This is a genomic window from Microcoleus sp. B9-D4, from assembly GCF_036705105.1.
Classification (GTDB): domain Bacteria; phylum Cyanobacteriota; class Cyanobacteriia; order Cyanobacteriales; family Microcoleaceae; genus Microcoleus.
Genome location: NZ_JAUBTS010000041.1, coordinates 25713 through 48233, shown reverse-complemented (window position 1 = coordinate 48233; position 22521 = coordinate 25713). Strand labels below are relative to the sequence as shown.

At 47.3% G+C, this 22521-nt stretch carries 21 protein-coding genes; 12 read left to right on the top strand and 9 right to left on the bottom strand.

Annotated elements, in window-relative coordinates; genetic code table 11:
- Positions 1–147: 147 nt before the first annotated feature.
- Entirely contained in the window at positions 148–606 is a 459-nt protein-coding gene (locus QUB24_RS22085; protein WP_333155469.1) for an ABA4-like family protein, read from the top strand.
- Between the two features lie 182 nt (positions 607–788).
- Here QUB24_RS22085 and QUB24_RS22080 read toward each other — a convergent pair whose 3' ends face one another.
- Positions 789–3710 (bottom strand): GAF domain-containing protein, encoded by a 2922-nt coding sequence (locus tag QUB24_RS22080; RefSeq protein ID WP_333155466.1) that lies wholly within the window; start codon positions 3708–3710, stop codon positions 789–791.
- A gap of 230 nt (positions 3711–3940) precedes the next feature.
- On the opposite strand from QUB24_RS22080, the gene QUB24_RS22075 reads away from it, so the two are divergent.
- Positions 3941–5104 carry a quinone-dependent dihydroorotate dehydrogenase gene (locus tag QUB24_RS22075; RefSeq protein ID WP_333155464.1) on the top strand — a complete coding sequence of 388 codons (1164 nt, stop codon included), beginning with the start codon at positions 3941–3943 and terminating at the stop codon, positions 5102–5104.
- A gap of 261 nt (positions 5105–5365) precedes the next feature.
- Here the strand turns inward: QUB24_RS22075 and QUB24_RS22070 are convergent, their stop codons facing one another.
- Positions 5366–5593 carry a hypothetical protein gene (locus tag QUB24_RS22070; RefSeq protein ID WP_333155461.1) on the bottom strand — a complete coding sequence of 76 codons (228 nt, stop codon included), beginning with the start codon at positions 5591–5593 and terminating at the stop codon, positions 5366–5368.
- Between the two features lie 279 nt (positions 5594–5872).
- Between QUB24_RS22070 and QUB24_RS22065 the strand changes: the two genes are divergently transcribed.
- From QUB24_RS22065 to QUB24_RS22055, 3 genes are all read left to right on the top strand, one after another.
- On the top strand, positions 5873–6505 hold the full coding sequence (locus QUB24_RS22065) for a transaldolase family protein (protein WP_333155458.1): 633 nt from the start codon (positions 5873–5875) through the stop codon (positions 6503–6505).
- Between the two features lie 70 nt (positions 6506–6575).
- Entirely contained in the window at positions 6576–8246 is a 1671-nt protein-coding gene (locus QUB24_RS22060; protein ID WP_333155456.1) for a calcium-binding protein, read from the top strand.
- 44 nt (positions 8247–8290) lie between these two features.
- Positions 8291–8842 (top strand): GUN4 domain-containing protein, encoded by a 552-nt coding sequence (locus tag QUB24_RS22055; protein ID WP_333155455.1) that lies wholly within the window; start codon positions 8291–8293, stop codon positions 8840–8842.
- A gap of 105 nt (positions 8843–8947) precedes the next feature.
- On the opposite strand, the gene QUB24_RS22050 is transcribed toward QUB24_RS22055, so the two are convergent.
- Both QUB24_RS22050 and cax read right to left on the bottom strand, forming a co-directional pair.
- Positions 8948–11017 (bottom strand): serine/threonine-protein kinase, encoded by a 2070-nt coding sequence (locus tag QUB24_RS22050; RefSeq protein WP_333155454.1) that lies wholly within the window; start codon positions 11015–11017, stop codon positions 8948–8950.
- A 1391-nt stretch (positions 11018–12408) separates the two neighbouring features.
- Entirely contained in the window at positions 12409–13530 is a 1122-nt protein-coding gene (gene cax, locus QUB24_RS22045; RefSeq protein WP_333155453.1) for a calcium/proton exchanger, read from the bottom strand.
- Positions 13531–13810: 280 nt separating this feature from the next.
- Between cax and QUB24_RS22040 the strand changes: the two genes are divergently transcribed.
- The 6 genes from QUB24_RS22040 to QUB24_RS22015 all read left to right on the top strand — a co-directional run bounded on the left by QUB24_RS22040 (position 13811) and on the right by QUB24_RS22015 (position 18790).
- Positions 13811–14281 carry a GNAT family N-acetyltransferase gene (locus QUB24_RS22040; protein ID WP_333155451.1) on the top strand — a complete coding sequence of 157 codons (471 nt, stop codon included), beginning with the start codon at positions 13811–13813 and terminating at the stop codon, positions 14279–14281.
- 83 nt (positions 14282–14364) lie between these two features.
- Positions 14365–14874: a GrpB family protein gene (locus QUB24_RS22035; RefSeq protein WP_333155449.1), complete on the top strand. Its 510-nt coding sequence runs from the start codon at positions 14365–14367 to the stop codon at positions 14872–14874.
- A 64-nt stretch (positions 14875–14938) separates the two neighbouring features.
- Entirely contained in the window at positions 14939–15355 is a 417-nt protein-coding gene (locus tag QUB24_RS22030) for a VOC family protein (RefSeq protein WP_333155448.1), read from the top strand.
- 414 nt (positions 15356–15769) lie between these two features.
- Entirely contained in the window at positions 15770–16366 is a 597-nt protein-coding gene (locus QUB24_RS22025; protein ID WP_333155447.1) for a Uma2 family endonuclease, read from the top strand.
- 154 nt (positions 16367–16520) lie between these two features.
- Complete coding sequence (locus QUB24_RS22020; RefSeq protein WP_333155444.1) at positions 16521–17720, top strand: FAD-dependent monooxygenase; 1200 nt, start codon at positions 16521–16523, stop codon at positions 17718–17720.
- Between the two features lie 254 nt (positions 17721–17974).
- On the top strand, positions 17975–18790 hold the full coding sequence (locus tag QUB24_RS22015) for an alpha/beta hydrolase (RefSeq protein WP_333155442.1): 816 nt from the start codon (positions 17975–17977) through the stop codon (positions 18788–18790).
- 133 nt (positions 18791–18923) lie between these two features.
- On the opposite strand, the gene QUB24_RS22010 is transcribed toward QUB24_RS22015, so the two are convergent.
- The 5 genes from QUB24_RS22010 to QUB24_RS21990 all read right to left on the bottom strand — a co-directional run bounded on the left by QUB24_RS22010 (position 18924) and on the right by QUB24_RS21990 (position 22068).
- Positions 18924–19466, bottom strand: a complete 543-nt coding sequence (locus tag QUB24_RS22010; protein WP_333155439.1) for a hypothetical protein — start codon at positions 19464–19466, stop codon at positions 18924–18926.
- The gene (locus QUB24_RS22005; protein ID WP_333155438.1) at positions 19463–19960 is read right to left on the bottom strand and encodes a DUF4365 domain-containing protein; all 498 of its coding nucleotides are present in this window, start codon (positions 19958–19960) and stop codon (positions 19463–19465) included. Before QUB24_RS22005 ends, QUB24_RS22010 begins: the two co-directional genes overlap by 4 nt.
- A 42-nt stretch (positions 19961–20002) precedes the next feature.
- A complete protein-coding gene (locus tag QUB24_RS22000; RefSeq protein ID WP_333155436.1) occupies positions 20003–21649 on the bottom strand; it encodes a hypothetical protein in 1647 nt (548 codons plus the stop codon).
- A 101-nt stretch (positions 21650–21750) separates the two neighbouring features.
- Positions 21751–21897 (bottom strand): DUF1016 N-terminal domain-containing protein, encoded by a 147-nt coding sequence (locus tag QUB24_RS21995; RefSeq protein ID WP_333155435.1) that lies wholly within the window; start codon positions 21895–21897, stop codon positions 21751–21753.
- An 18-nt stretch (positions 21898–21915) separates the two neighbouring features.
- Positions 21916–22068, bottom strand: a complete 153-nt coding sequence (locus QUB24_RS21990; protein WP_333155433.1) for a hypothetical protein — start codon at positions 22066–22068, stop codon at positions 21916–21918.
- 222 nt (positions 22069–22290) lie between these two features.
- Here QUB24_RS21990 and QUB24_RS21985 point away from each other — a divergent pair, with 222 nt between their 5' ends.
- Positions 22291–22521, top strand: coding sequence for a hypothetical protein (locus tag QUB24_RS21985; protein WP_333108520.1), 231 nt, complete (start codon positions 22291–22293; stop codon positions 22519–22521).

The following is a 22521-nucleotide window of genomic DNA, read 5'->3' as shown; positions in this document are numbered from 1 at the left end:
TAAATTTGAAATTTTAGATAAGTATAGCAATTCTATTCCATTTGTGAATGAGATTTTTTTCGGGTTTTGAGAAATTTCCGCAAAAATTGTGTAAAGTAATCTTAACATCCTTAATTGCATTGCCTTCGCAGGAGCCAAGAGCCAACTATGACACCAGAACTAATTTTTAATGCCGGTAATCTGTTCGTTGTGCCTTTCTGGGCAATTATGATTTTATTACCAAACTGGGGAATTACTCGAAAAGTGATGAATTCCTTCATTCCGTTTGCAGTGCTCGCCGCTTTGTACATATATTTGTTTGGTAGCAGTCTGACTGCGGAAAATGCGGCAGCTTTGTCGAATCCCAAACTAGCAGATATTGCTAAGTTTCTGGGGGAGGAAACGGCGGCGGCTACGGGATGGATACATTTTTTAGTGATGGACTTGTTTGTCGGGCGCTGGATTTATTGGGAAGGACAGCGGACAGGAGTTTGGACGGTTCATTCTTTGGCTTTGTGTTTTTTTGCTGGGCCGATGGGATTGCTTTCTCATATTGTAACTGCTTGGATTACTGAAAGGTTTTTCCCGAATTCTGAGGCTGCGGAAACTGTTACTTCATCGGTTTAGGCAGAGGGTTTTTAATACCTTGGATGTTAATCATTCATAAAAAAATTTGGTAAGTGGGAAACTCAGTCCCTTTAGTTAGTAGGGTGCGTCAGGGCTGAATGTGACGACCAAAGACTAAAAATTTTTCCCCTGACGCACCCTACAATAACTATAAGTACGGGTGAACTCGCGGCTAGAGAATATTAAGAATTGGCTAGGGGTAGCACTAAACGAGCGACAATTAAATTATTTTCTAACATTTCTATAGAAAAGTTTCCCCCCATTAAGCCTACCACTCGCTGACAAATTAAGAGATTTTGCACGATCGACCTATTGGAACTAGAAACCGCTAATATATCGGGTTCGGAATCGCCGTTGAAGGCAGCAATTAACTGTCGATCGCACGCGCCGCTATCGATCACAGACAATTCTAGCCAATCTTCCCCCAACAACTCAGAGCGAATCTCAATCTTGGCGCCCACAGCAGAGCGCCTGCAAGCCGTCGCCAGCAATTCGCACAGGATCAAATCGAGCTTGATACAGTCCCCGCGAACGCTCAAAGTCTGCCCCGCAGGCATCGACACAGCAGTTTCTCTGTGCACTTCCAGCAAGACTTTCGACTGTTTGACCAGGGGGGCCGTTCGATCGAGCGATCGCCTCAGCCAAGCGCTCACAGGCACCGCATCTTGTGCGAATTGCAGCCGCCAATGTTCCTGTTTCAGCAGCAAATGAGTTGACCCCAAAGCATTGCCCATTTGCCGCAAAACCTGTTGGTAGCGCAAAATTTTCAGAGCATCCTTTTGTTCCTTCGCCGACTGCAAAATCGACTGACTCAACTCCCCCAACTCCTTCACCCCCGCTCCCACAGTGCGGTAAAACTCCTCAAAACGGCGCTGTTTGTACCAGTTGAGCAACTCCAGATCCTTTCGCTGCGACTCCTGGATCGATTGCACCGCCAAATACCTGCGCCACCAAGCCAACTGAGACGCCATTGAGCTGAGTAAACTCACCGACAACTCCGACCACTGGCGGCCCGGAGCGTCCGCAGCCACCACAATGCCCGCCGGAGCGTGTTCTGGGGCAGTCCGCAGCGCCACCGTCATAATCTCCCCAATTCCCGGACTGCGTAGCCACCGCTTCGTCGCCAGTTGCAGTTGGCTCGTGTTCTGTTGCAGCACCCCGCTAGCAGCCAGGGTTTGTTGGATCAAAGCATCTGTTTGGACAGGAATCACCGCCTCGGGATTGATGGCAAATACGGGATTGGCAGCTACCGTCGCCACGATGGAACCTTCCTCCTCACCGGGATTCCAAGTAATTACGGCTACTAAAGGACAGGAAATTGTCTGGGAAACGTGTTGAGCAAAGTTACGATCGAGCTTTTGTAGCGGCAACTCTGGGAACATCGTCGGCGAAGCAGCAGATATCTCTTGCTCAGATTGCTCATCAGGAGAATGGTGCAAAACCGCCAAACCCGATTTGAGCGATCGCTCAAATTGCTGATATTTGTCGATTGCCGAACTCTGCTGCCACGAATGCAGGATCAATCCGAGTTGTTCGCCCACTAGCCGAACTAATTCTTGCTCCGATCGCCTCCAAGTGCGAGTTGCACTGTGCCCGACAACCAGCAAACCCTCGATCGATTTGCGATTGGCGATTTTCGATTTGAGATTGGGGTTTTCTCCCTCGGACTTTTTCGCCCTAGTGCTCGATGCCAACAGCGATCGCACCCCAGCTTCCCCCAACACATCCCGCCAAGCGCCCAACCGCCCATCTTCCTCCCAATTTTCAATAGCTAGAGGTACACTTTCTTGCAACAGCCCCACGTCAGCCACATCGAGGGCGTTGAGTGGCGACGGCACTGGCCTGCGATTGCGGGGCAGATTTTGGCAGACAATTTCAAAGCGATTTTGTTCTTCGCCGTACAGCAGCAGCAAAAAGTATTCGCATTTGAGCCGATCGCACAACTGTTCGGCGGTATTTTTCAAAGTCGCCTCCCAGTCAGCATCGCTGTAGATGGCGTGAGCTATTCCAGCAGTTAAATCTCGATCGATCTCAGTTTGTTGAATTTTCTCCTCCATCTCCGACATAGGAGCCGTCAGAGCCACTAACTGCGCCACTCCCCGCAGGTAATGCTTTTCATTATCTTGCCAAATCCGGGGCTCGCCGGCTTCGACTGCCAAAAATCCCAACAATTCCCCTTCCGAAACAATCGGCGCAGCCAACAGAGAGCGAGCGCGGATTTGCTGCATCAACCGTCCCGTCAGCTCAGTTTTCAGAGAACTTTGAGATTCACCGATCCAAACCATTTCTTCCCGGCCCAAAGCCTGATAAAATTCGCCCAAGTCTTGGACGGTGATGCCCGAAGCCGCTCGGCCCGGCCCGCCCAAACCCGGAGTAACTTCGCGGTTGCTGACTCGGCGCCAAAAATAGCGTCGCTCTCGCTCGAACCAATAAACATTGGTGCGTGTCGGCTCGATAAATTCATGAGTTTGTTCGACCACCGCTTGCAAGTATTGGTCGAGCGATCGCAATTCCCCCAACTGCGAAATCAGCGCAAAAAGAGACTCGTCTGGGTGTTTAACTTGTTGTCGCTGCCAGTCTTTTTCTATTTGGTAAAGAGCAGTTGCCAGCGCTCCAAATACGATCGCCAACTGCGTTTTTTCCCCCGACTTTGGCGACGATCCCCACAGGTCTGTTCCGAGCAAAATCACGCCGTAGCAGCGGTCTTTGTAGCGCAGCGGAAACAGAGTCGTGCCTTGAATATTGAAAGTTTGAGCTGCTTTGCGCCATTCTCCGGCTCGGTTTTCCGATCGCAAATCCGGGACTCCCACCGGCCGGAGCTGAATCACCACTTGTTCGAGCAAATCCCCCGGAGTGAGAGCAAAGCGCTGTTTGAGAAAAGACGAGTCGCCGTTAGGAGTTATGCCACCTTTCCCGAACAATCTGTGGGCCTGTCGATCGTACAACCCGATCCAAATCAACCGCCAGTCAAATTCCGCTTGCAAGTAACCGAGTGTGGTCGAAAGTAGCACTTCAACATTCTCCTCTTCTCGGAGAGTCAGGAGAACGCGCTCTAGGGTCGCGATTTGTTCGTCTAAATCCTTTGGTCTTTGCTGCTGCCCCATTTCCAAGCTTCCCCGCACCTTGTCTAATTTAAAATTACTAACTTAAAAATTCAAAAAATTAAAATGCCAAAGAGTCAACTTATAATATAATCGTCTCACTTATCCTTCAGTCTCAAACATTGGATAAAGTCGATCGAAGTTGAAGTAACAACCTCACCTTCACTGTCTGCTCGTGAATATTTTTATTTCCATTCTCCTTTCTAATTTGTAAATTGCCCCAGTACAAATCATTGGATATTTATCAATCAAGTGTACGCCCGCTGTTGTTTTCCGTATTGAAAACCGATGCCGAGTGGCTGCACAACCGCACTCTCCAAGTTCTCGAACTCGCAGCCAGAACCCAGTCAAACCCCGCCACCAGCCAAATGCTCTCTCGATTGCAGAAATCTTTGGGAGTCCAAGATTCTCGCCTCGAACAATCTTTGTGGGGACTGAGCTTTAACAATCCTGTCGGCTTGGCCGCCGGATTTGATAAAAACGGCGTAGCTGCTGACATTTGGGCAAATTTTGGCTTTGGCTTTGCCGAACTTGGCACTGTCACTTGTCAACCACAGCCGGGAAACCCCCAACCTCGCTTGTTTCGCTTGACTCAGGACAGTGCAGCCCTCAACCGCATGGGATTTAACAATCAAGGAGCCGCGGCAATGGCGGCCCGGTTTCAGGCAGCACAGAAAAAGTCCCCACTCGATGCCCAGCGCCCCATGCCTCAGTCTCCCTTCCCCTTGGGCATCAATCTCGGTAAATCTAAGGTAACACCGTTAGAGCAGGCAGCAGCCGACTATTTGGAGAGTTTTAAGCTGCTGAAAGATTGGGGCGACTATTTTGTAGTCAACGTTTCATCTCCGAATACGCCTGGGTTGCGATCGCTCCAAGATGCTGCTGGGCTTAGCACAATTTTGGAAATTTTGCAACAAGAAAATCAGGGAATCAAGCCAATTTTAGTCAAGATTGCGCCGGATTTGGAGTCCGAGGCGATCGTATCAATCCTTGACTTAGCAAAAACCTACCAACTAGCAGGAATTATCGCCACAAATACCACCATCCGCCGCGACGGATTGAAAACACAAATATTGCGAGAAACAGGCAAACCAATCGCCGAAGAAGCCGGGGGAATTAGCGGGCTTCCTGTGCGGGAGCGATCGACAGAAGTAATCCGATTTATCTGGCAATATACAAAAGGCGAATTGCCCATAATTGGAGTTGGCGGCATTTTCACCGCCGAAGATGCTTGGGAAAAAATAGCCGCTGGTGCAAGTTTAATTCAAGTTTACACCGGTTGGGTTTACGAAGGGCCTTGGATGGTGCGTCGGATTCTCCAAGGTTTGCTGCAAAAGTTGGAAGAAAAAGGATTTAATTCGATTTCTGAGGCAGTAGGTTCGGAAAATATTAAGTAGCAAATATGGACACAACAATATTGTGTCTTTGGGGCGGATTGATAGCAACCGCCAAAACGGTTGATATAAATAAAAGTTTGATATTGGGAATTGGGCGAAGCCCAGGGATGAGGCATTGAGTCCCATCCGATTGGGAAATGGGAAAGCCTGTACTATAAAAAGCACAGGCGAGAGATTAGAAATTGGATGTTAAAACTTAAAGATTCATCGCAATCGGGCATAATACCAGTGTTTATTACCAATAACCAATAACCCAAAAATTTACTTGGGTTTAGAAAGTCCTGCCAGCGACCAAGTTAGACTCACCATCATTAAGCGTGCTAGAGCCTTCAAACCATCTTCACCGTGATTTTCAAATGCTTGAGACTCGGTTTGAGAATTATCATTTTCTGGCAAGTCTTGAGGGGCTGACGCTGGTTTTTCAAACTCCGCTTTCTCACAAGATTCCTCAAGACTGACTTGTGACTGATGATTTTCTTTTTCTCTCATTTTATGAGTCACCTCCTTGAGTTACTGCATACATAACCCATACTACAAATATAAATTGTTTGTTTCCGGCATTTGGCGATCGAAGTTTTCTTACATGGCGATCGTAATCAGCAAGTGACGTGATACCCATCACTTAATTGTTATTTTTACTTACTAGCGATGTTTTCACAAATCTGCTACAGTTAATACCTAACAATCAATTTGACGCTCAGTGACATCAAATTTAAACTAAGCCTCGGAAAAGTCAGAAAAAACTAAGAAAATAAAGGTGTAGAGCTGATGGGAATTTATCTCGATACTGCAATTGTAGCAGAAGCAAAAGAAGCGAGCCAGTTCGGCTGGCTTTCGGGAATTACTACTAATCCTACCCTCCTGGGAAAAAGCGATTTATCTCCCGATGTGACGCTCACACAACTGGCGAAACTTATTCCGGGGGAAGTGTATTATCAGCTAACTGCATCTGATTTTGATGGCATGGTAGCAGAAGGAAAAGCGGCTTTTACATTAATTGGACAGCAAACAGTGTTGAAAGTTCCAGCAACGGCGGTGGGTTTTCAAGCAGTAGCGCATTTGTCACCGGAAATTCCTTGCGCGGTGACGGCGATATACAGCGCATCACAAGCAGTTGTTTCAGCAGAAGCGGGGGCCAAATATGCGATCGCCTACGTGAATCGCGCCACCAGATTGTTGGGAGACGGTTTTGCCTTAGTCCAAGATATGGCAGATGTCTTGAAGAAAAGTAATACTGAGATTTTGGCAGCTAGCATTAAATCACCCTCCGAAGCGGTAAAAACTTTATTAGCTGGCGCACATCATTTGACATTGCCTTTTGATGTATTGCAAGCAATGACTGTTCACGAATTATCGCAGCAAACTGTTGATGAATTTGCCAAAAACGGGCGGGGAATATGAGCTTGGCTATCTTGTATGCTGTGAGTAAGATCCGGGGATATTTAAACTTGTCCTTTTAACACCAAGACTTATGACAATTACTCGCGTCTCTGTTGACTCAGCAGGCAATCAGGCGAACAACTGGTCTGTACGCCCCTCCATCTCAGCCGACGGGCGGTTTGTGGCGTTTGAATCATCTGCCTCCAACCTAGTGCCGGGGGACGCTAACAATAACATCGACATCTTCCTGCGGGACTTGTCAACCAACACCACCACCCGCGTCTCTGTAGACTCAGCAGGCAATCAGGCGAACGGCTGGTCCTCCCAGCCCTCCATCTCAGCCGACGGGCGGTTTGTGGCGTTTTATTCGGATGCCTCCAACCTAGTGCCGGGAGATACCAACAATCTCGGTGACATCTTCGTGCGAGACTTGTTAACCAATACAACTACCCGCGTCTCTGTTGACTCAGCAGGCAATCAGGGAAACCTTGTTTCCTCCGATCCCTCCATCTCAGCCGACGGGAGGTTTGTGGCGTTTCAATCTCAGGGCTCCAACTTAGTGCCGGGGGACACTAACAATACAAACGACATCTTTCTGCGGGACTTGTTGACGAATACCACCACCCGCGTCTCTGTTGACTCAGCAGGCAATCAGGCCAACAGTGACTCCTACTACCCCTCTATCTCAGCCGACGGGCGGTTTGTGGCGTTTTCTTCAAATTCCTCCAACCTCGTGCCGGGAGACCCTAACTATCGCTACGAAATCTTCGTGCGGGACTTGTCAACCAATACCACCACCCGCGTCTCTGTAGACTCAGCAGGCAATCTGGGGAACGGCTACTCCTACACCCCCTCCATCTCAGCCGACGGGCGGTTTGTGGCGTTTGTATCTGATGCCACTAACCTCGTGCCGGCGGATGATACTAACAATAGCCCAGATGTCCTCGTGCGGGACTTGTCAACCAATACCACCACCCGCGTCTCTGTAGACTCAGCAGGCAATCTGGCGAACAGTGACTCCTACATCCCCTCCATCTCAGCCGACGGGCGGTTTGTGGCGTTTTTATCTGATGCCTCCAACCTCGTGCCGGGGGACACTAACAATACCGCTGACATTTTCATGCGGGACTTGTTAACCAATACCACCACCCGCCTCTCTGTAGACTCAGCAGGTAATCAGGGAAACGCCTCCACCCAAGACTTCGCCAGCCCCTCCATCTCAGCCGACGGGCGGTTTGTGGCGTTTCCATCATCTTCCTCCAACCTCGTGCCGGGAGACACTAACAATCACAGCGACATTTTTGTTTCTAACACCCCCAGCACTCCAGGTGGCAGCAATAACCCTCCAAACGTCATCAACGGCACTCCCGGCAACGACAACCTGACAGGCACGAATGGCAGCGATAACATCAACGGTTTGCGGGGCAATGATATCCTGATCGGGGGCGGCGGCAGCGACAACCTATCTGGCGGCAAAGGTTTTGACACCCTCAACGGCGGCTTGGCCAACGATAATCTCGTCGGCGGCGCAGGCAACGATGTATTTGTTTTAGGTGCGGGATTGGGAATTGATACAATCTCTGATTTCGCCAACTCTCAAGATACCATTCAATTAATCAATGGCTTGACCTTCGGACAACTATCAATTTCCCCTGGAACTAACGGCACATTAATTAGAGTAGCCAGCAGCGGTGAAGTTTTAGCTTCTTTGACAGGCGTTGCTCCCAATTTTATTGGCTCTGAAGATTTCATCTCGGTCTAGAGATGGTAAACTGTCCTTTGTTAAATCACTTTTAATCAGGGAACATGATTAAACTTGGCAAACTATCCCTCGCATTAGTAGGCACATTTATTGCAGTTTTGCAACCAGCATTTACCGCTAATTCACAAGAAAGCAACAGCGAATTTAGCAAACTTCAATCCTTATTAGAAGCCAAAAAATGGTACGAAGCAGATCAAGAAACAGTCTCTCTGATCCGTAACAACCCCGCCAATCTGTCTTGTCCGAACCTCCGCGCGATCGATCAAATGTGGATGCAATCGAGCAACGGAAAATATGGATTGACTCCACAGTTAGAGATTTGGCAGAAAGTGGGCGGTTCTAGCTGTCGCACTTGCGAAGGTCAAATTCAAGATTTTAGCAAGCAAGTAGGATGGAACATGAGCTCGCAAGTAAGTCCTATACCAGGGGAGTTTCCAGCCCAGTATCCCACTGTTGCTTCATTAAGTTGGCAAAGTTATGTTGACAGCGATAAAAGCATAACTAGGTACAGTCTTTTTGCTGGCGCGCAGACATGGCAAGCGTGGAGGGTTACAGAATTTAACTTGTTTTCTACTTTTGCCAATTGTGGCAAGTAACAGTTGTAGGGCGGGCAATGCCCAGACTTCCACGTCGGAGTCGGGATGGGATTTCTCACTCGCCTCGACTCTTCAATCTAAAATCTAAAATCTAAAATAGTAAAATTATGGCATTCGCCAAATCTTAATAGTGCGATCGGGACTGGCGCTCACAAAAGTCTTGCTATCTCTGGAAATAGCAATAGAACTCACAAACTGACTGTGACCAGAAAGACTGCTTCTTTCTTTTCCGGTCTTCAAATCCCAAACTATAATATCTCCGCCCCCGCTGATCAAAGTGCGGCTGTCCGGGCTAAAGGCGATCGTCCTCACCCAGTCCGAATGCCCTTTAAAAGTGCGGGTGCGCTTCCCGTCTTGCACGTTCGACAAACGGATCGTATTGTCGGTGCTAGCACTAGCCACACTTTGCCCGTTCGGGCTAAAAGCCACAGCAGTAACCGGGCCCCGGTGACCTGTGATAATTCTTCTGACTTCTCCGGTGCCGAGATTCCACAAACGCACAGTCTTGTCCTGGCTGCCGCTAGCGAGAGTTTTACCGTCCCGGCTCCAAGCGATCGCGTTTACTCCTCCGGCGTGGCCGCTCAAAGTCCGCAACCTGCTCCCGGTTTTGACATTCCACAAGCGAATAGTTTTGTCATCGCTGCCACTAGCGAGAGTTTGACCGTCCCTGCTAAAAGCGATGGAGTTGACGGCGGCTGTGTGAGCGGGAATCGTCCGCATCCGTCGCCCCGTCTTCAAATCCCAGAGAATCACATTCTTGTCGCCGCCGCCGCTGGCCAAAATCGAGCTGTTCGGGCTCACCGCCAGCGTGTTGACCGATTTTTTAGAATGCACCGAATTGAGAGTCCGCACCAGCCGTCCCGTCCTCACATTCCAAATTCTAATCGTCCCAAAGCTTGCGCTCACCAAAGTTTGACCGTCCGGGGACAGGGCGATCGCATTTACACTCCCGACATTATCCAAACTTCTTTGCAAAAAATGAGTGGTAGGTAAAGTCGAAAGCAGCCACACCGGGTTTGCCGGAAACACCCCGTAACGCAGCGAACCGTAAATTTGGGACGCGCCAATACTCACCATCAAAACAGCCGTGCCCGCCAGCAACTTCTTTTTCCAATCAAAAACATCTTTTTCGGTCTTGTTCAATCCCGAATTCAGAGGTCTGAGGCGGTTTATGGAACTCTGCTTCTTCGCCCCAGACGCCCCGGCAGTTGCGCGAATTTTAGTTTGCCCCGTCGTCGGCAACTGAGTCGGCACCTGAGTTTCTGCGCCGTCGAGATTAATTTCCTCCAAGCACTGCAAAACCATCTGGGGACTTTGAGGTCGATTCCCCGGAAAAGGCGCCATCAGATAATCGATCACATTAGCCACGGAGTCGGAAACTTGAGGAGCTCCTTTGCGCCACATTAATCTGCCCGTGCGCGGATTCTCTGGAAACGCAGTCGGCGGCTTTCCAGTCAGCAAATAAACAAAAGTGCGCCCCAGAGCAAAAAAATCTGACTGCGGAACAGCCTTGCCATTAGTTTGTTCCGGCGGCGTGTAGCCGGGAGAAACAATACCAGTTACATTTTGCCCCTGCCCCACCTTAGCGAAATAAGTCGCCGACACTTCCCGAGCAGTCCCGAAGTCAATCAGCACTAACTGCCCGTTTGGCTTGCACATAATATTGTGCGGCTTGATATCCCGATGGAAATAGTTGAGGCGGTGAACTTGGTCTAAAATTTCCGACAGTTGTTTGAGCCAGTTCACAGCTTGTTCTTGACTGATCGGGCGGCCCCGATGTTTCAGCCAGTCTTGCAAATTGGCCCCAGCAATTTTCTCCATCACCAGACAGTGAAAAGACTCTGTGCTGTGAGCGGGCGTAAATATAAAATAACCGTCGCGATCGACTTTTGGAATACCTGGATGTCTGAGCCTGACCAATACGTCAGCTTCTTGCTTAAACAGTTCTACAGCTTTGGGATGTTCTTTGAGCAGGACTTTGAGCACTCTTCGGGCGCCGTTGTCGTCCACTTCAAATGTTCTGCCAAAGCCGCCGCCTCCGAGAGGCGCGACTAGCCGATATCGACCTTGCAACAAAAGTTCTGACCCGCAGTGGATACACGCGGATTTGCCAGAGTTGGCTGGATCGGAGGGATTCGGGCATTTGGGATTGAGGCAATAACTCACAGAAGCCACATAACCCTGATTGAGGTTGCTCTATCAAGTTTTACTTTGACACTGCTCTACAAAAGTTGGCTAAACTTATCTAAGCTTCACCATTCAACTAGAAGTATTTTCTAGAGGGTCTGATTCCTGCTTCTGCCAAGAGAGTCGGCTCTTACTTGTCCACAGGCGTAAATTCGGGTGGAGCAGCACCCTATTTTTGAAGTCTCTACAACTATTTATTATTGTGGAAGCTTTTAGCCATTGTTTAACCATTATTTTCAACCAATTTAACGAATCGTGGTCTCCCGTTCGACCTTTTTATAGGCTGGTCAGTTTTAAATCGACCCTCGTCTACTGTGTCCACTCTTGGTGAGTGAGATTTTTGATTCAGCTTGCGTTACTTGCCTTGACAAGATTACTCAAGCCGCATTAGAGGTGTCTTCTCTAAAATCGTTAATTCCGGTATGGCATACCGTATTTGATTAGTCCTCTTTATCTAGTTCGGTTTTTGTTCAAATACGAGTTTTCCTAGACGGCAACACCGTGTTTGTAGGACGACGTACTCAACAATAAGAGTACGAGGTTTTACGTTGTCTAGTTAGACTGCTACACAAAACTTGGCTAAACTTATTTAAGTCTCACCATTCAATCAGGATTGATCCTGAAGGGTCTGCTTCCTGTTTCACCCAAGGGAGTCGGCTCATTCTTGTCCACAGGCGTTAATTCGGGCGGAGCAACGCCCTAATTGATGTAATTTTAGTTGAAGCTTTTAGCCATGAGTCATCCAATATTTTCAACCAATTTAACGAAACGCGGACTCCCGTTCGACCTTGTAACAGGCTGGTCAGTTTTGACTTGCACGCTCGGTTTACTCTCCCAGATAATTAAGCCTTTGTTTTCGGCACTGATGTCATCATACCGCCCAGAATGTTAACCATTCAAGTTAAGTATGACTAATTTTAGTAAACTTTTTGGCTATGCAAGTCCAACTCAATTTTCAACTTATGACGATCGTAGCACACCTAGTAAAAGACTCATGAGCACCCTTGATTGAAATCTTGCAGCGTCTCTGAAGTCAAGGGAGGCTTTAGTCTGGCTTGACTTCAGCATCCCGTGTTTTTGTATAACCGGGGGCACTGCGATCGAACGATCGAGTTGAGGCCAAAGGTTTTGTTGTTTCTCACAGCCGATCGAGGTCACAAATCCCTGATGACAGCACATAATTTACAAACAGACCAGAACTAATAACGAGAGAGCAGGCACATTTCAATTGTACGATCGCAACCACCAATCTCGAAGAAATAAGTGAGAGTGGGCGAGGGGGAGAGTGGGCGAGTGAGGGAGTGGGCGAGTGAGGGAGTGAAAAAATCTGCCTTCTTCCCTCTTCCCTCTTCCCTCTTCCTTCCCGATAAGAAAGCCTTTTAAACAAGTCCCTCAATTACCGGATGGAAGTAGAACGCCAGCGCCAAAACCGTATAAGCTGCCAAGAGCAAAGTACCTTCGAGCCAGTTAGAGTTGCCGTCAGAACTGATAGAATTGGCGATCAGCACCGACACCGCAACCGCTACAAGTTCAAACGGGTTGAAATTCAAGTCCATCGGTTTGCCCAAGACAAAACCTGCCAAAACCAACACCGGGGCAACAAACAAAGCAATTTGCAAGCTCGAACCCACGGCCACAGAAACCGACAAATCCATTTTATTTTTCATCGCCACCGTCACCGCCGTCGTATGTTCGGCCGCATTGCCAATAATCGGCACTAAAATCACCCCGGTAAACAGTGATGTCAGCCCCAAACGCGCCGTCGCTTCTTCGAGAGTACCCACCAACAGTTCCGACTCGACAGCTACCATCAGGGTACAGGCCAACAGCACCCCAATCCACAGTGGCAGATTGACTTTGTGGTCAGGACTGTCTGGTGCTAAGTTATTTTCGGCTAAATCTTCCAGCATTTCTATTTCTGCCACCCCTGCGTCGTACAGATAACTGTGGGTTTTCATCGAAAACAGCAGCGTCAGCACGTAGACGACAATCAGGACTATAGCAACAGCGCTAGAGAGGTTCTGCATAGTTTGCGGAGGGATGCCAATAGAGGTGGCATTAACTGCAGTTGGCACCAAAATGGCAATCACGGCTAAGTTCATCGCTGAAGCATTCAACCGGGCGACTGTCGGCTGAAAATCTTGTTCTTTGTAGCGCAAGCCGCCCAGCAGCATCGCCAATCCCATCACCAGCAGCAGGTTGCTCATAATTGAACCGGTGATGCTGGCTTTGACAACATCTATTAGTCCGGCGTTGAGGGCGACGATGCCGATAATCAGTTCCGTGGCATTTCCGAAGGTAGCGTTCAGCAAACCCCCCAAATTGGCACCGAGGACGACGGCGATTTCTTCGGTGGCCGTCCCCATCCACGCGGCTAGGGGGATGATGGCTAAAGCCGAGGTGACGAAGATTGTGGAGGATTCCCAGCCGAGAAAGTGTCCGGCGATGGAAACCGGGATAAATAACAGCAGGCTGGAAATAATGGTATTTGTGTTTAGCATTTAGATTCTCAAAAGCTGCCAACCGTCAATCATAGCCTGTGACCAAATGAAAAAAAGGGTGAGGGTGAGGGATTTAGGTGTTCGCTGAAAGCTGGGGGCGGAGGATCCTCTTCTGCAAGCTTCGCTAACGGGCGATCGCTGCATGGCGGCTTTCACTGATGTGACAAACTAAGAGAGGGATTTGTTTAGCCGATCGATTCAATGGATTTTTGTATTCGGTTAGCTTCCTTAGAAGACATTCCTAAGCTGACAACTTTAATTCCTGATTCTGCTAGAGCTTGTGCCTGCAGGGTACTACACTTCAGAGCAGATTGAAGGCGCACTGGGCAAAGCCTTTGGGGTTGACAGTCAACTGATTCTAGACCAAACATACTTTGTTGCTGAGAACAATCACCAAATTGTTGGTTGCGGTGGTTGGAGTAAACGTAAAACGCTTTATGGAGGTGATTCAGGCAAAAATAATCCAGAAGACAGCCTCCTCAACCCAGACAGCGACTCGGCAAAGATTCGTGCATTCTTTGTTCATCCAGCATGGGCAGGGCGAGGAATTGGAAGTCAGATTATGCGAGTATGCGAACTGGCTGCTGAGCGTGCTGGATTTAAGGAAGTTGAGATGATTGCGACGCTGGCGGGAGAGCCATTTTACACAAAATTTGACTATCGGGCGATCGAGCGGTTTGAAATTTCTCTCCCAAACAGTCAGTTTCTCCCCGTTGTCCGTATGTTTAAGAGCTTGGAGCGCAGCCCGTAAAATATGAGGCATAATAAAATCAGTTTCGGTTAAATGCGATGGTAAATCAATGAGATGACAAAAAAAGCCAATAATTATCAGCCATGTCAATAAAAGTAGAAGTCGTCCCGCACGATCCAAATTGGCGAAGCGCCTTTGAAAGTGAGTCGAAACTGATTGCACTTGCACTTAGGGACAATGTGGTTGCTATACATCACATTGGTAGCACAGCGATTCCACAAATTCATGCAAAGCCGATCGTCGATATGTTAGTTGAGGTTAAAGATATTCTTAAAATCGATACACATAGTTCAGAAATGGAGGCATTAGGTTATCAAGCAATGGGTGAGTTTGGGATATCCGGTCGTCGTTATTTTCGCAAGGGTAGAACCCACCACATTCACAGTTTTGAAGTTGGTTCACCGCAGATAGAGCGCCATTTAGCGTTTCGAGATTATATGATTACCCATTCTGAAGCCGCGCAGGAATACAGCGAACTAAAGAGAAAACTTGCCCAAAAATACCCTGATAATATTCAGGCGTACATGGACGGAAAAGATGGGTTCATTAAAGCAATGGATCTGAACGCTGCAAAGTGGCGAGCATCTCATTAAAATTATGATATTGGAACTGGCAATTCTTGATTTTAAACCTAATATGACGGGAGCAACATAACATATGAGTGATATCGGTTTCACACACATCGCACTGCCCGTTTCTGATGTCGATCGCACTATCGAATTCTACTCCAAGTATGCTGGAATGCTGGTCGTTCACCGCCGCATCGATGCAGAAGCTGGTGTTGCTGTAGTCTGGCTTTCCGATCGCACTCGCCCTTTTGTAATTGTGCTAATTCAAACAGACTCCGTACATCCCGTTCTGTCTCCCTTGGCACACCTGGGAGTAGGTTGCAAAAGCCGCGAATATATGGACGAACTCTGCGACAAAGCACGTCAAGAAGGCGTATTGCTTGAAGAACCAAAAGATTCTGGATATCCGATCGGCTACTGGGCTTTTTTGCGAGACCCAGACGGTCACACGCTGGAACTATCCTACGGGCAAGAAATCGGATTTACAGTGGAGGATGCTACTTAAAGTTATAATAAACAAATCGCCCTCCAAACCCGATCGTTTCTCATCGGGAAATAGACTGGAGAATCAAGTCAGGAACCTCAGCCTAAAGGCATGAGGCTTGGAAGAGAAATCTAACAAGCCGTTCTGACCAGCCTAAGTCCGCAAGCGGACTATGTTTTTTGAGTCACGATACCGGAGAATGCGTAGCTAGTTTTCCGCTCTATCGCTCAAGGTTAAACAGTTCTAAGGTCACTGGAACAGTGCTTTGGGCCTAACAAGCTCACTAAACTTTGGCGAAGCTAACGTTACCCAAAAATGGGATGGAGACAACCATATCTCCAATGGAGGGGCAACCATACCCCTCCGCTCCGAAAGGGGTTTTGATTTAATGTAAAGCCGTCCTGGAAGGACGGGGTTTCTAACCCAGCAATTTTGATGACTGCAGCAATCATCGCACCACCCAGAAAAGAATCACCCCTTCTGTTTGAGGGACTCACTTGGAGAGAGTTCAAAGCAGTTGAGCAATTGTTAGACCGTCCAGGATATCGACTTTCTTTCCTGGATGGAGTTTTGGAGATTAAACTAATGCCTGGAGAACCCCACGAAACCGTTAAAGAAAGAATTGGTGCATTGTTGGAGCTTTACCTGCTGATGGCGGGGTTTGACTTTACTCCAACTGGCTCAATGACTCTGGAAAGTGAAACGGGTAAAGTCAAGCGAGAGGCCGATAAATCTTATAAACTTGCTCCCGGTCGTAGGCTACCCGATTTGGCGCTCGAAATCGTGTTTTCCAGTGGCGGGCTCGACAAGCTGGAGGCATACAAGCGGCTGAAAATTCCTGAAGTGTGGTTCTGGGAAGATGGATTGTTAGAGGTTTATTACCTGCGGGGAGAGGGCAATACACTTCATTATGAAAAGGTTTCCAGTAGTGAGGAAGTGAAAGGGATCGATTTGGATTTGTTGTTGCGCTGCATCAATATGGTGAATCATGTTGATGCAGTTAAGACTTTTCAACAGGCACTCCAAAAATAGCTGGGATTAAGAGACTTCTCCAAAAAAGCAGGTTTTGAACAGGCAGGATGCCTGTTCCACGATAATTATGGGAGATGTCTAATAGATCATCGCGCACCCTTTAACCACCTCTGTTTGCATCTCAATATCCGCAACAAGCAATGGAAAATACCAAATGACACAAGTTGTAATTGTCGGATCGGGGCCAACTGGTGCGGCACTTGCTTTGCTGCTGGTAAAACGAGGTATTCGCACAACATTGATTGAGGCTGCAAAAGATTCGTATCGAGTGTTTCGCGGTGAAGGATTGATGCCCAGCGGATTGGATGCGATCGCACAAATGGGCTTATCCACTGTGCTAGAAGGTGTTCCACACCGACAAATTGATGCCTGGGAGTTCGTTGTGGGCGATCGGCAGTTATTTCGAGTTGATGAGCCAATGGGGTCAAATCGACCTTGTACGCTGGTATCGCAACCGCCTTTGCTAGAAACACTAATTTCAGAAGCTAAGTTGCATCCAGAGTTTGAATTTATCTCAGGTGTTCCCGTAAAAGATTTACTGTACAGGGACGATCGCATTGCGGGTGTAAAGTTAGGAGATGGGCGAGAGATTCCTGCTGCACTTGTGATTGGTACAGATGGTAGAAACTCGGTTGTACGACAACGTGCAGAATTAGAGTTAGTAAAACAGCAGAAGAGTATTGATGTTCTGTGGTTTAAACTTGCCGCTCATCCTCGGTTTGTGGCTGATAATGTATTTTATTCCATCCTGAATGGCGGTAGCGGATTCAGTGTTTTTCATGGGGCAGAATCAGGAAAACTTCATCTGGCTTGGGTGCTATCGGCAGATGACAAAACGGATTGGAAACACACAGACTGGGCAGAAACTTTCGCATCGCTATCTCCTGGGTGGATGGCAGAACATTTCCGCAAGTGTGCCGATACAATCGAATCTCCGATGCGATTATCTGTTGTAGTTGGTCGCTGTCCGCGCTGGCATCGACCAGGAATCCTACTTTTGGGGGATGCGGCACATCCCATGTCTCCGGTTCGCGCTCAAGGAATTAACATGGCGTTCCGCGATGTAATTGTTGCCGCCAATCACCTTGTACCTTTATTGAAAGCAGGGGCTAATTCCGAGGATATTGACTTAGCATTATCGCGGATTCAGGCAGAACGGGAACCGGAAATTATTCGCGCCCAAAAACTTCAAGCACAAGAAGCGTGGAAAGGCGAACAACTACGAAAAAATGGATTATTGCGTTTATTGATGATGCAAGCTGCTCCGTTTTTGGGTGAAAAAATTAAACAATTTTGGGTAAAAAAACAGTATGAATTGCGTCAAGGAGTAACAGATGTAAAATTGGTTGTGTAAAATGAGGAAATTGAAACCTGACTTACCCGTCCCAACCAAAGAAACCGGGTTTTTACCTTTTCTGCGATGCTCTAATATCAATTCCGGTTGTATCGGAATGATTAAACCACAGAGGGCACAGAGGACACAGAGAAAGAGAAGAGAGAGATAATAATTCCGATGTTAACGGATTTGATATAACCGAGTATTTTTGCGAAAAATCCGGTTTCTGACTACCCGTCCGTCTAGGACTATAAAACTTAGGAGAAAATTGTATGCGATCGACAACTATCAAAGGACCGATCGGCACTATTCACATCATCGAAGCCAGCCCGCCTGTGACGGCTGGGGAGTCGGAGCCTTTACCGGTGGTATTCGTGCACGGTATGACGGTTTCTGCGAGCATCTGGGATGCCCAGCTTGCCCATGTCGCCCGTACCCGACGCGCGATCGCCCTTGATATGCGGGGACACGGCGATTCTGCACCGCCGGAGGACGGCAACTATGCGCCCGCCTCCTGTGCAGCGGATGTTTTGGCGGTAGTAGATGGGCTGGGACTCGATCGAGTGGCGATCGTCGGGCACAGTTTCGGTGCTTGTATTGCCCTCGCCACAGCAGCCGCCGCACCGCAGCGCATCGCGCAGTTGATCCTGGCAGACCCACCTGGAGACTTTACCAAGGTGCCTGGAGAGGTGCACGAGGAACGCATCGTCCCCTACCAGAGGGCTCTGGAGACGGAGGATTGGCGGGCTGCTGTGGAAACCAGCTTCAATGAGGCGCTGACAGGAAGCAGGGCCCAGACGCGCGATCGGATACTCGCTTGCTTGGCGGCGACTCCACAGGATTGTCTGTCTGGAATGTCTCGCGGGATGTTTGCCTTTGAAGCAGTTGATAATCTCGATCGCTACCTAGCAGCCCCTGGAACACGAGCCCACGCAATTATTGCTCCCTCAAACACTTTTCCGTTCAGCCTCCACATCCTCCGTCCCACGCTGACGACAACTACGCTACCCGATACTGGACACTGGCTGATGCTGGATGCGCCGGAGGCCTTTGCTAGGGAACTTGATATCTGTTTGGAAGGTGTTTAATATATAGCCTTTCTCAGTAACATGAGGTGTTCTTGGGCATGGGGCATGGGGCATGGGGCATGGGGCATGGGGCATTGGAAGAGTACCTTACTTTCCTGAGAACCGCTATAGATTTCGACAAAATCTGTTAGTCTTACCACAATTCATCGAGGGTTAAGTTGTGAGGGTTTTTGAGGATGAAGGCGTTATTGTCTTTGATTAAGTCACCGCTACAGAGAATCGGTAAGCGTTCTTGATAAGCTTTAATCGCCAGGATATAATCTTTGTCTGCGAGTGAAGTTTGAATTTTCCGCAATTTGTCAGCTACCAGGCCGAGTAGAGTAATTTCGCCACTTAATTTTTGGGTATTTGGGGTGTGAATTTGCATAACAATTCCCTGAATTATCGTGTTGGGAATGCGGGTAAGTAGTTCGCTTAAAATTTCAATTTGAGGGCGATTTTCTGCGTTTTCTAGGGTTTGGATTGCCTCGCGGATGCGGGCTGCATAATCTCCCAGGTTTTCCCGGTTAGGTAGCAATATTTCAAATTTTTCTGCATCGGCTTTTGGTTTGTGCCAAAGTGTGGCATTATCTAAAAAAGGTTGGTCTTCATGCCAGCCGTGAGTTTGTAAGTAATTTCTCAGTTGATTTAGCTTGATTGTTTCGAGAGTTTGGCTATCTTTTACGGTGATTTTCATGGTTTAACTCCTTGGCTAATTCCCTCCATAATTGACTGAAGGGCGGCGACTGTAAATTGGTTGGTTCTGGGGATGGCGACGGTGACAGTGTTTGTGTTTTGTGTTTTTGGCTTTCCCCGCAGCGAGATCCAATATCCGCAGTTTCTGATGCAGAGTTCTGTTTCCGACTGGGTTAACCAGTCTTCGGGTGTTTCGGGGATTAAAACGACAACTAAAATTCGGGGAATGGCGAAGTCATCCATTCTTAAGTCGTCGTAGTTTTTGAGCTTTAGAGGGTAGCGGATGGAGCGATCGTCTTGGATATCTCTTGATGTAGATTTTAACTGCAATTCTAAGCGAGGTGCTCTGATGGGGCCAGTCCCGCCTTTCGCAGCTACTCCCCAATCCACGCTGTCATCGTCTACGAATGGTTTGTAGAGGGAATAGCCGGCAACGGTGGTGACAGCTTGCAGGTAGATGTTGCTGAATTGTTCTTTTTGTTGGTTGATGTCCACTTCAATGTTTTGGCGATTAAATCTAAACCATATATTCTTGGGTTAATACCCTAATTCGCTGGCTTGAAGATCAGCCTTTACCCAATCGACAGGCTGTGAGGTTTGATTTCTGATTATTGGCTGGTATGTACCATCATACCCAAGCATCTTAAAAACAATGCGTACCAGAATATCGTATAAATGATAAGTAATTCTTACAACATCATGTATATCGTATGTTTTTTCTTGGAAGCTAAAGTCACCCGTATGCACTGCAATTCCACGATATCTAGCCAGAACACTGCTCCAATGAGTCCTTCCGTCAGCTCGTGGGTTACTTTGATAGTAGGCATCAATAATGTCAGCATCATGTAAACCCAAATGCTTTAGTAAGTCAGTTACAGCTAGACCGAAATCCCTGTCTATGTTGCTAGAGTTAATCGTTTTATCAGCAATTTTGTTAAGTAATTTGCTTTGCCCTGAATCACTTGCAGCTTGTGCCAGAGAACGAATCTCTTGTGCCGCAGACCTAAGAGTTTTTTTGACGAGAACCTTATAATCATCATCTAAGCCAAGAAGTAAATTTTGTGTGTCTAGCTGATAGTGCTGACATAAATAATCAAAGGCTCGACAAATTTTATTTAGCTTGTCTTCAAGAGTAACGCTATGTGAACTGCTTTGAACTAGGTCAAATATTACAGAACCTAGAGGTTCTTTTCCATAATGGGTTGAAGACTGAGCGCAGGTGAGTAAATAGCCAGTTCCCTGATTATATTGTTCCGAAATAGTTGTGTGTCCTCTTGAAAATTTTGGCTGACCGAATCTTTTATGGATGCGTCGGACAAGCCCACCATTAGCATCTCTAAATTCAATCCAAGGAATTCCTACCTCAGAACCAGTAGCAAGACTCAGTAAAGGGAGAAGACCGAATGGTAGCCAGTTCGTCAATTTATCTATGTCAATGGATTCAGAGCCAACTTCCCCAACCATTACCGCTGTGATTGTACGTTGCACCTGACCAGAGTACAGCTTTTCTTTACGTTCCTTAAAATCAAGCAATTTTTGAATAAATCCCTTAGTTCCTTTGAAATCAAAGACAATTAAACGATGAATATTGAAAAAAAGCTTCCTGAATAATGGTGTCCATGTAGTATTTTCTGCATCGTCAAGCCTGGGAAGAATACGCAGGGGATGGAAATCAAGCTGTGAATTGAGCTGAGTAAAATCTGAGATTAAGTTAAATATTGGAAACACCCAATATTTAGGAAGTTCAGCATTTATATTGTCAAAATATGAAGGAACCAAATAAAATTCAACTCTCGTGTTATCCCCGCCCAAGCTAATGATAGGGTTGTAGACTATACTTCCTTGTGCGGAATAGGTTCCATGAGGAGTATTGACAGTTAAACTTTTACACGGGTTGCTTCCAAAACGATTTGTAGAAGAGAAACTACCCTCTTCCAGGGCGGGAGCTGCATTAAAGAATTCTATACAATTAAAGCTGAGGGGCTGTTCAGTATGGTACTTGGCTACATTCATTTTAATACTGGAATTACCAAATTCATCAAAGGAAATTTTAACCATTCCTTCGATATATCCTTGAGGATTTTCAAACTCACCCCGTCCTTCTCCTTCATAGTCAATGTTGGTTAAGAACCAATTGTTATGGACACCGTTATTGTTTTTATTGGAACTCCTGTCATTACTCATGGCATTTTTTATATTTATTTATTTAAATAAATTTAAACTTGAGAAAAAACAGGGTGATTTTACCTGACCAATAACAGAAATTCTGGGGGCTTTCTCCTGATTCATTCTATCTGAGAAACTAACAGATTTCGACTCCATCCTTGCTCGATAGTATAGCCAATGTACCACTCGCGGTCAACAGGATATTTCACAGCCTCCAGAATGCGGAGATTCTGCCCCCAAGGAATTTGTGCAAGCACCTCTTGCACAAGATGATCGCCAGAAACCTAGTTTTTTTCCCACTTCGCCGTCAAATGCAGCATCTTCTCGTCCCAACCCTCCTCCTCCTCCAATGCCTCCGCCTCCGCCCCCACATACCTCTCAGGAGTTAAAATATAAAACTTACCGTTTTGCTTTTTTGTTGGCTTTTGACTCCGCACCAGTGTTACAACTCTTCTGGAAAGTACATTTGCCGCCAATCTGCCCCGCCTGAACCCAACTGGCCTAACTTCTCCAGAACTTAGGTAAAAAGCACCTAAAGTATGATGCGAAACTCAGGCAAAACTCTTATTCTATAAATCGATCGGGCATTAAACCGATATCCACAACCGCCAAGATTTATTGTCAAAAATTAAATTTTTCCGGCGAAAAGTTGCTATTTAATGAATAAGACTTTACAATCCAGCAAGGTAAATGAAACTCTCAATGAGCAGCCCTGCAAGCACGAACCCGAAATGGGTCGCAAGTGCCAAAAAGCAGCCAAAGCTACCTTTTTTAACTCTTTCAACAGCAAAGCATTGGCAAAAAAACCAGGGATCGACGGTTGGCATCTTGGAACGAATGCTTTGCTCGCAATACTACAAATGTATCAAAACTTATCTGCCAAAATTTAG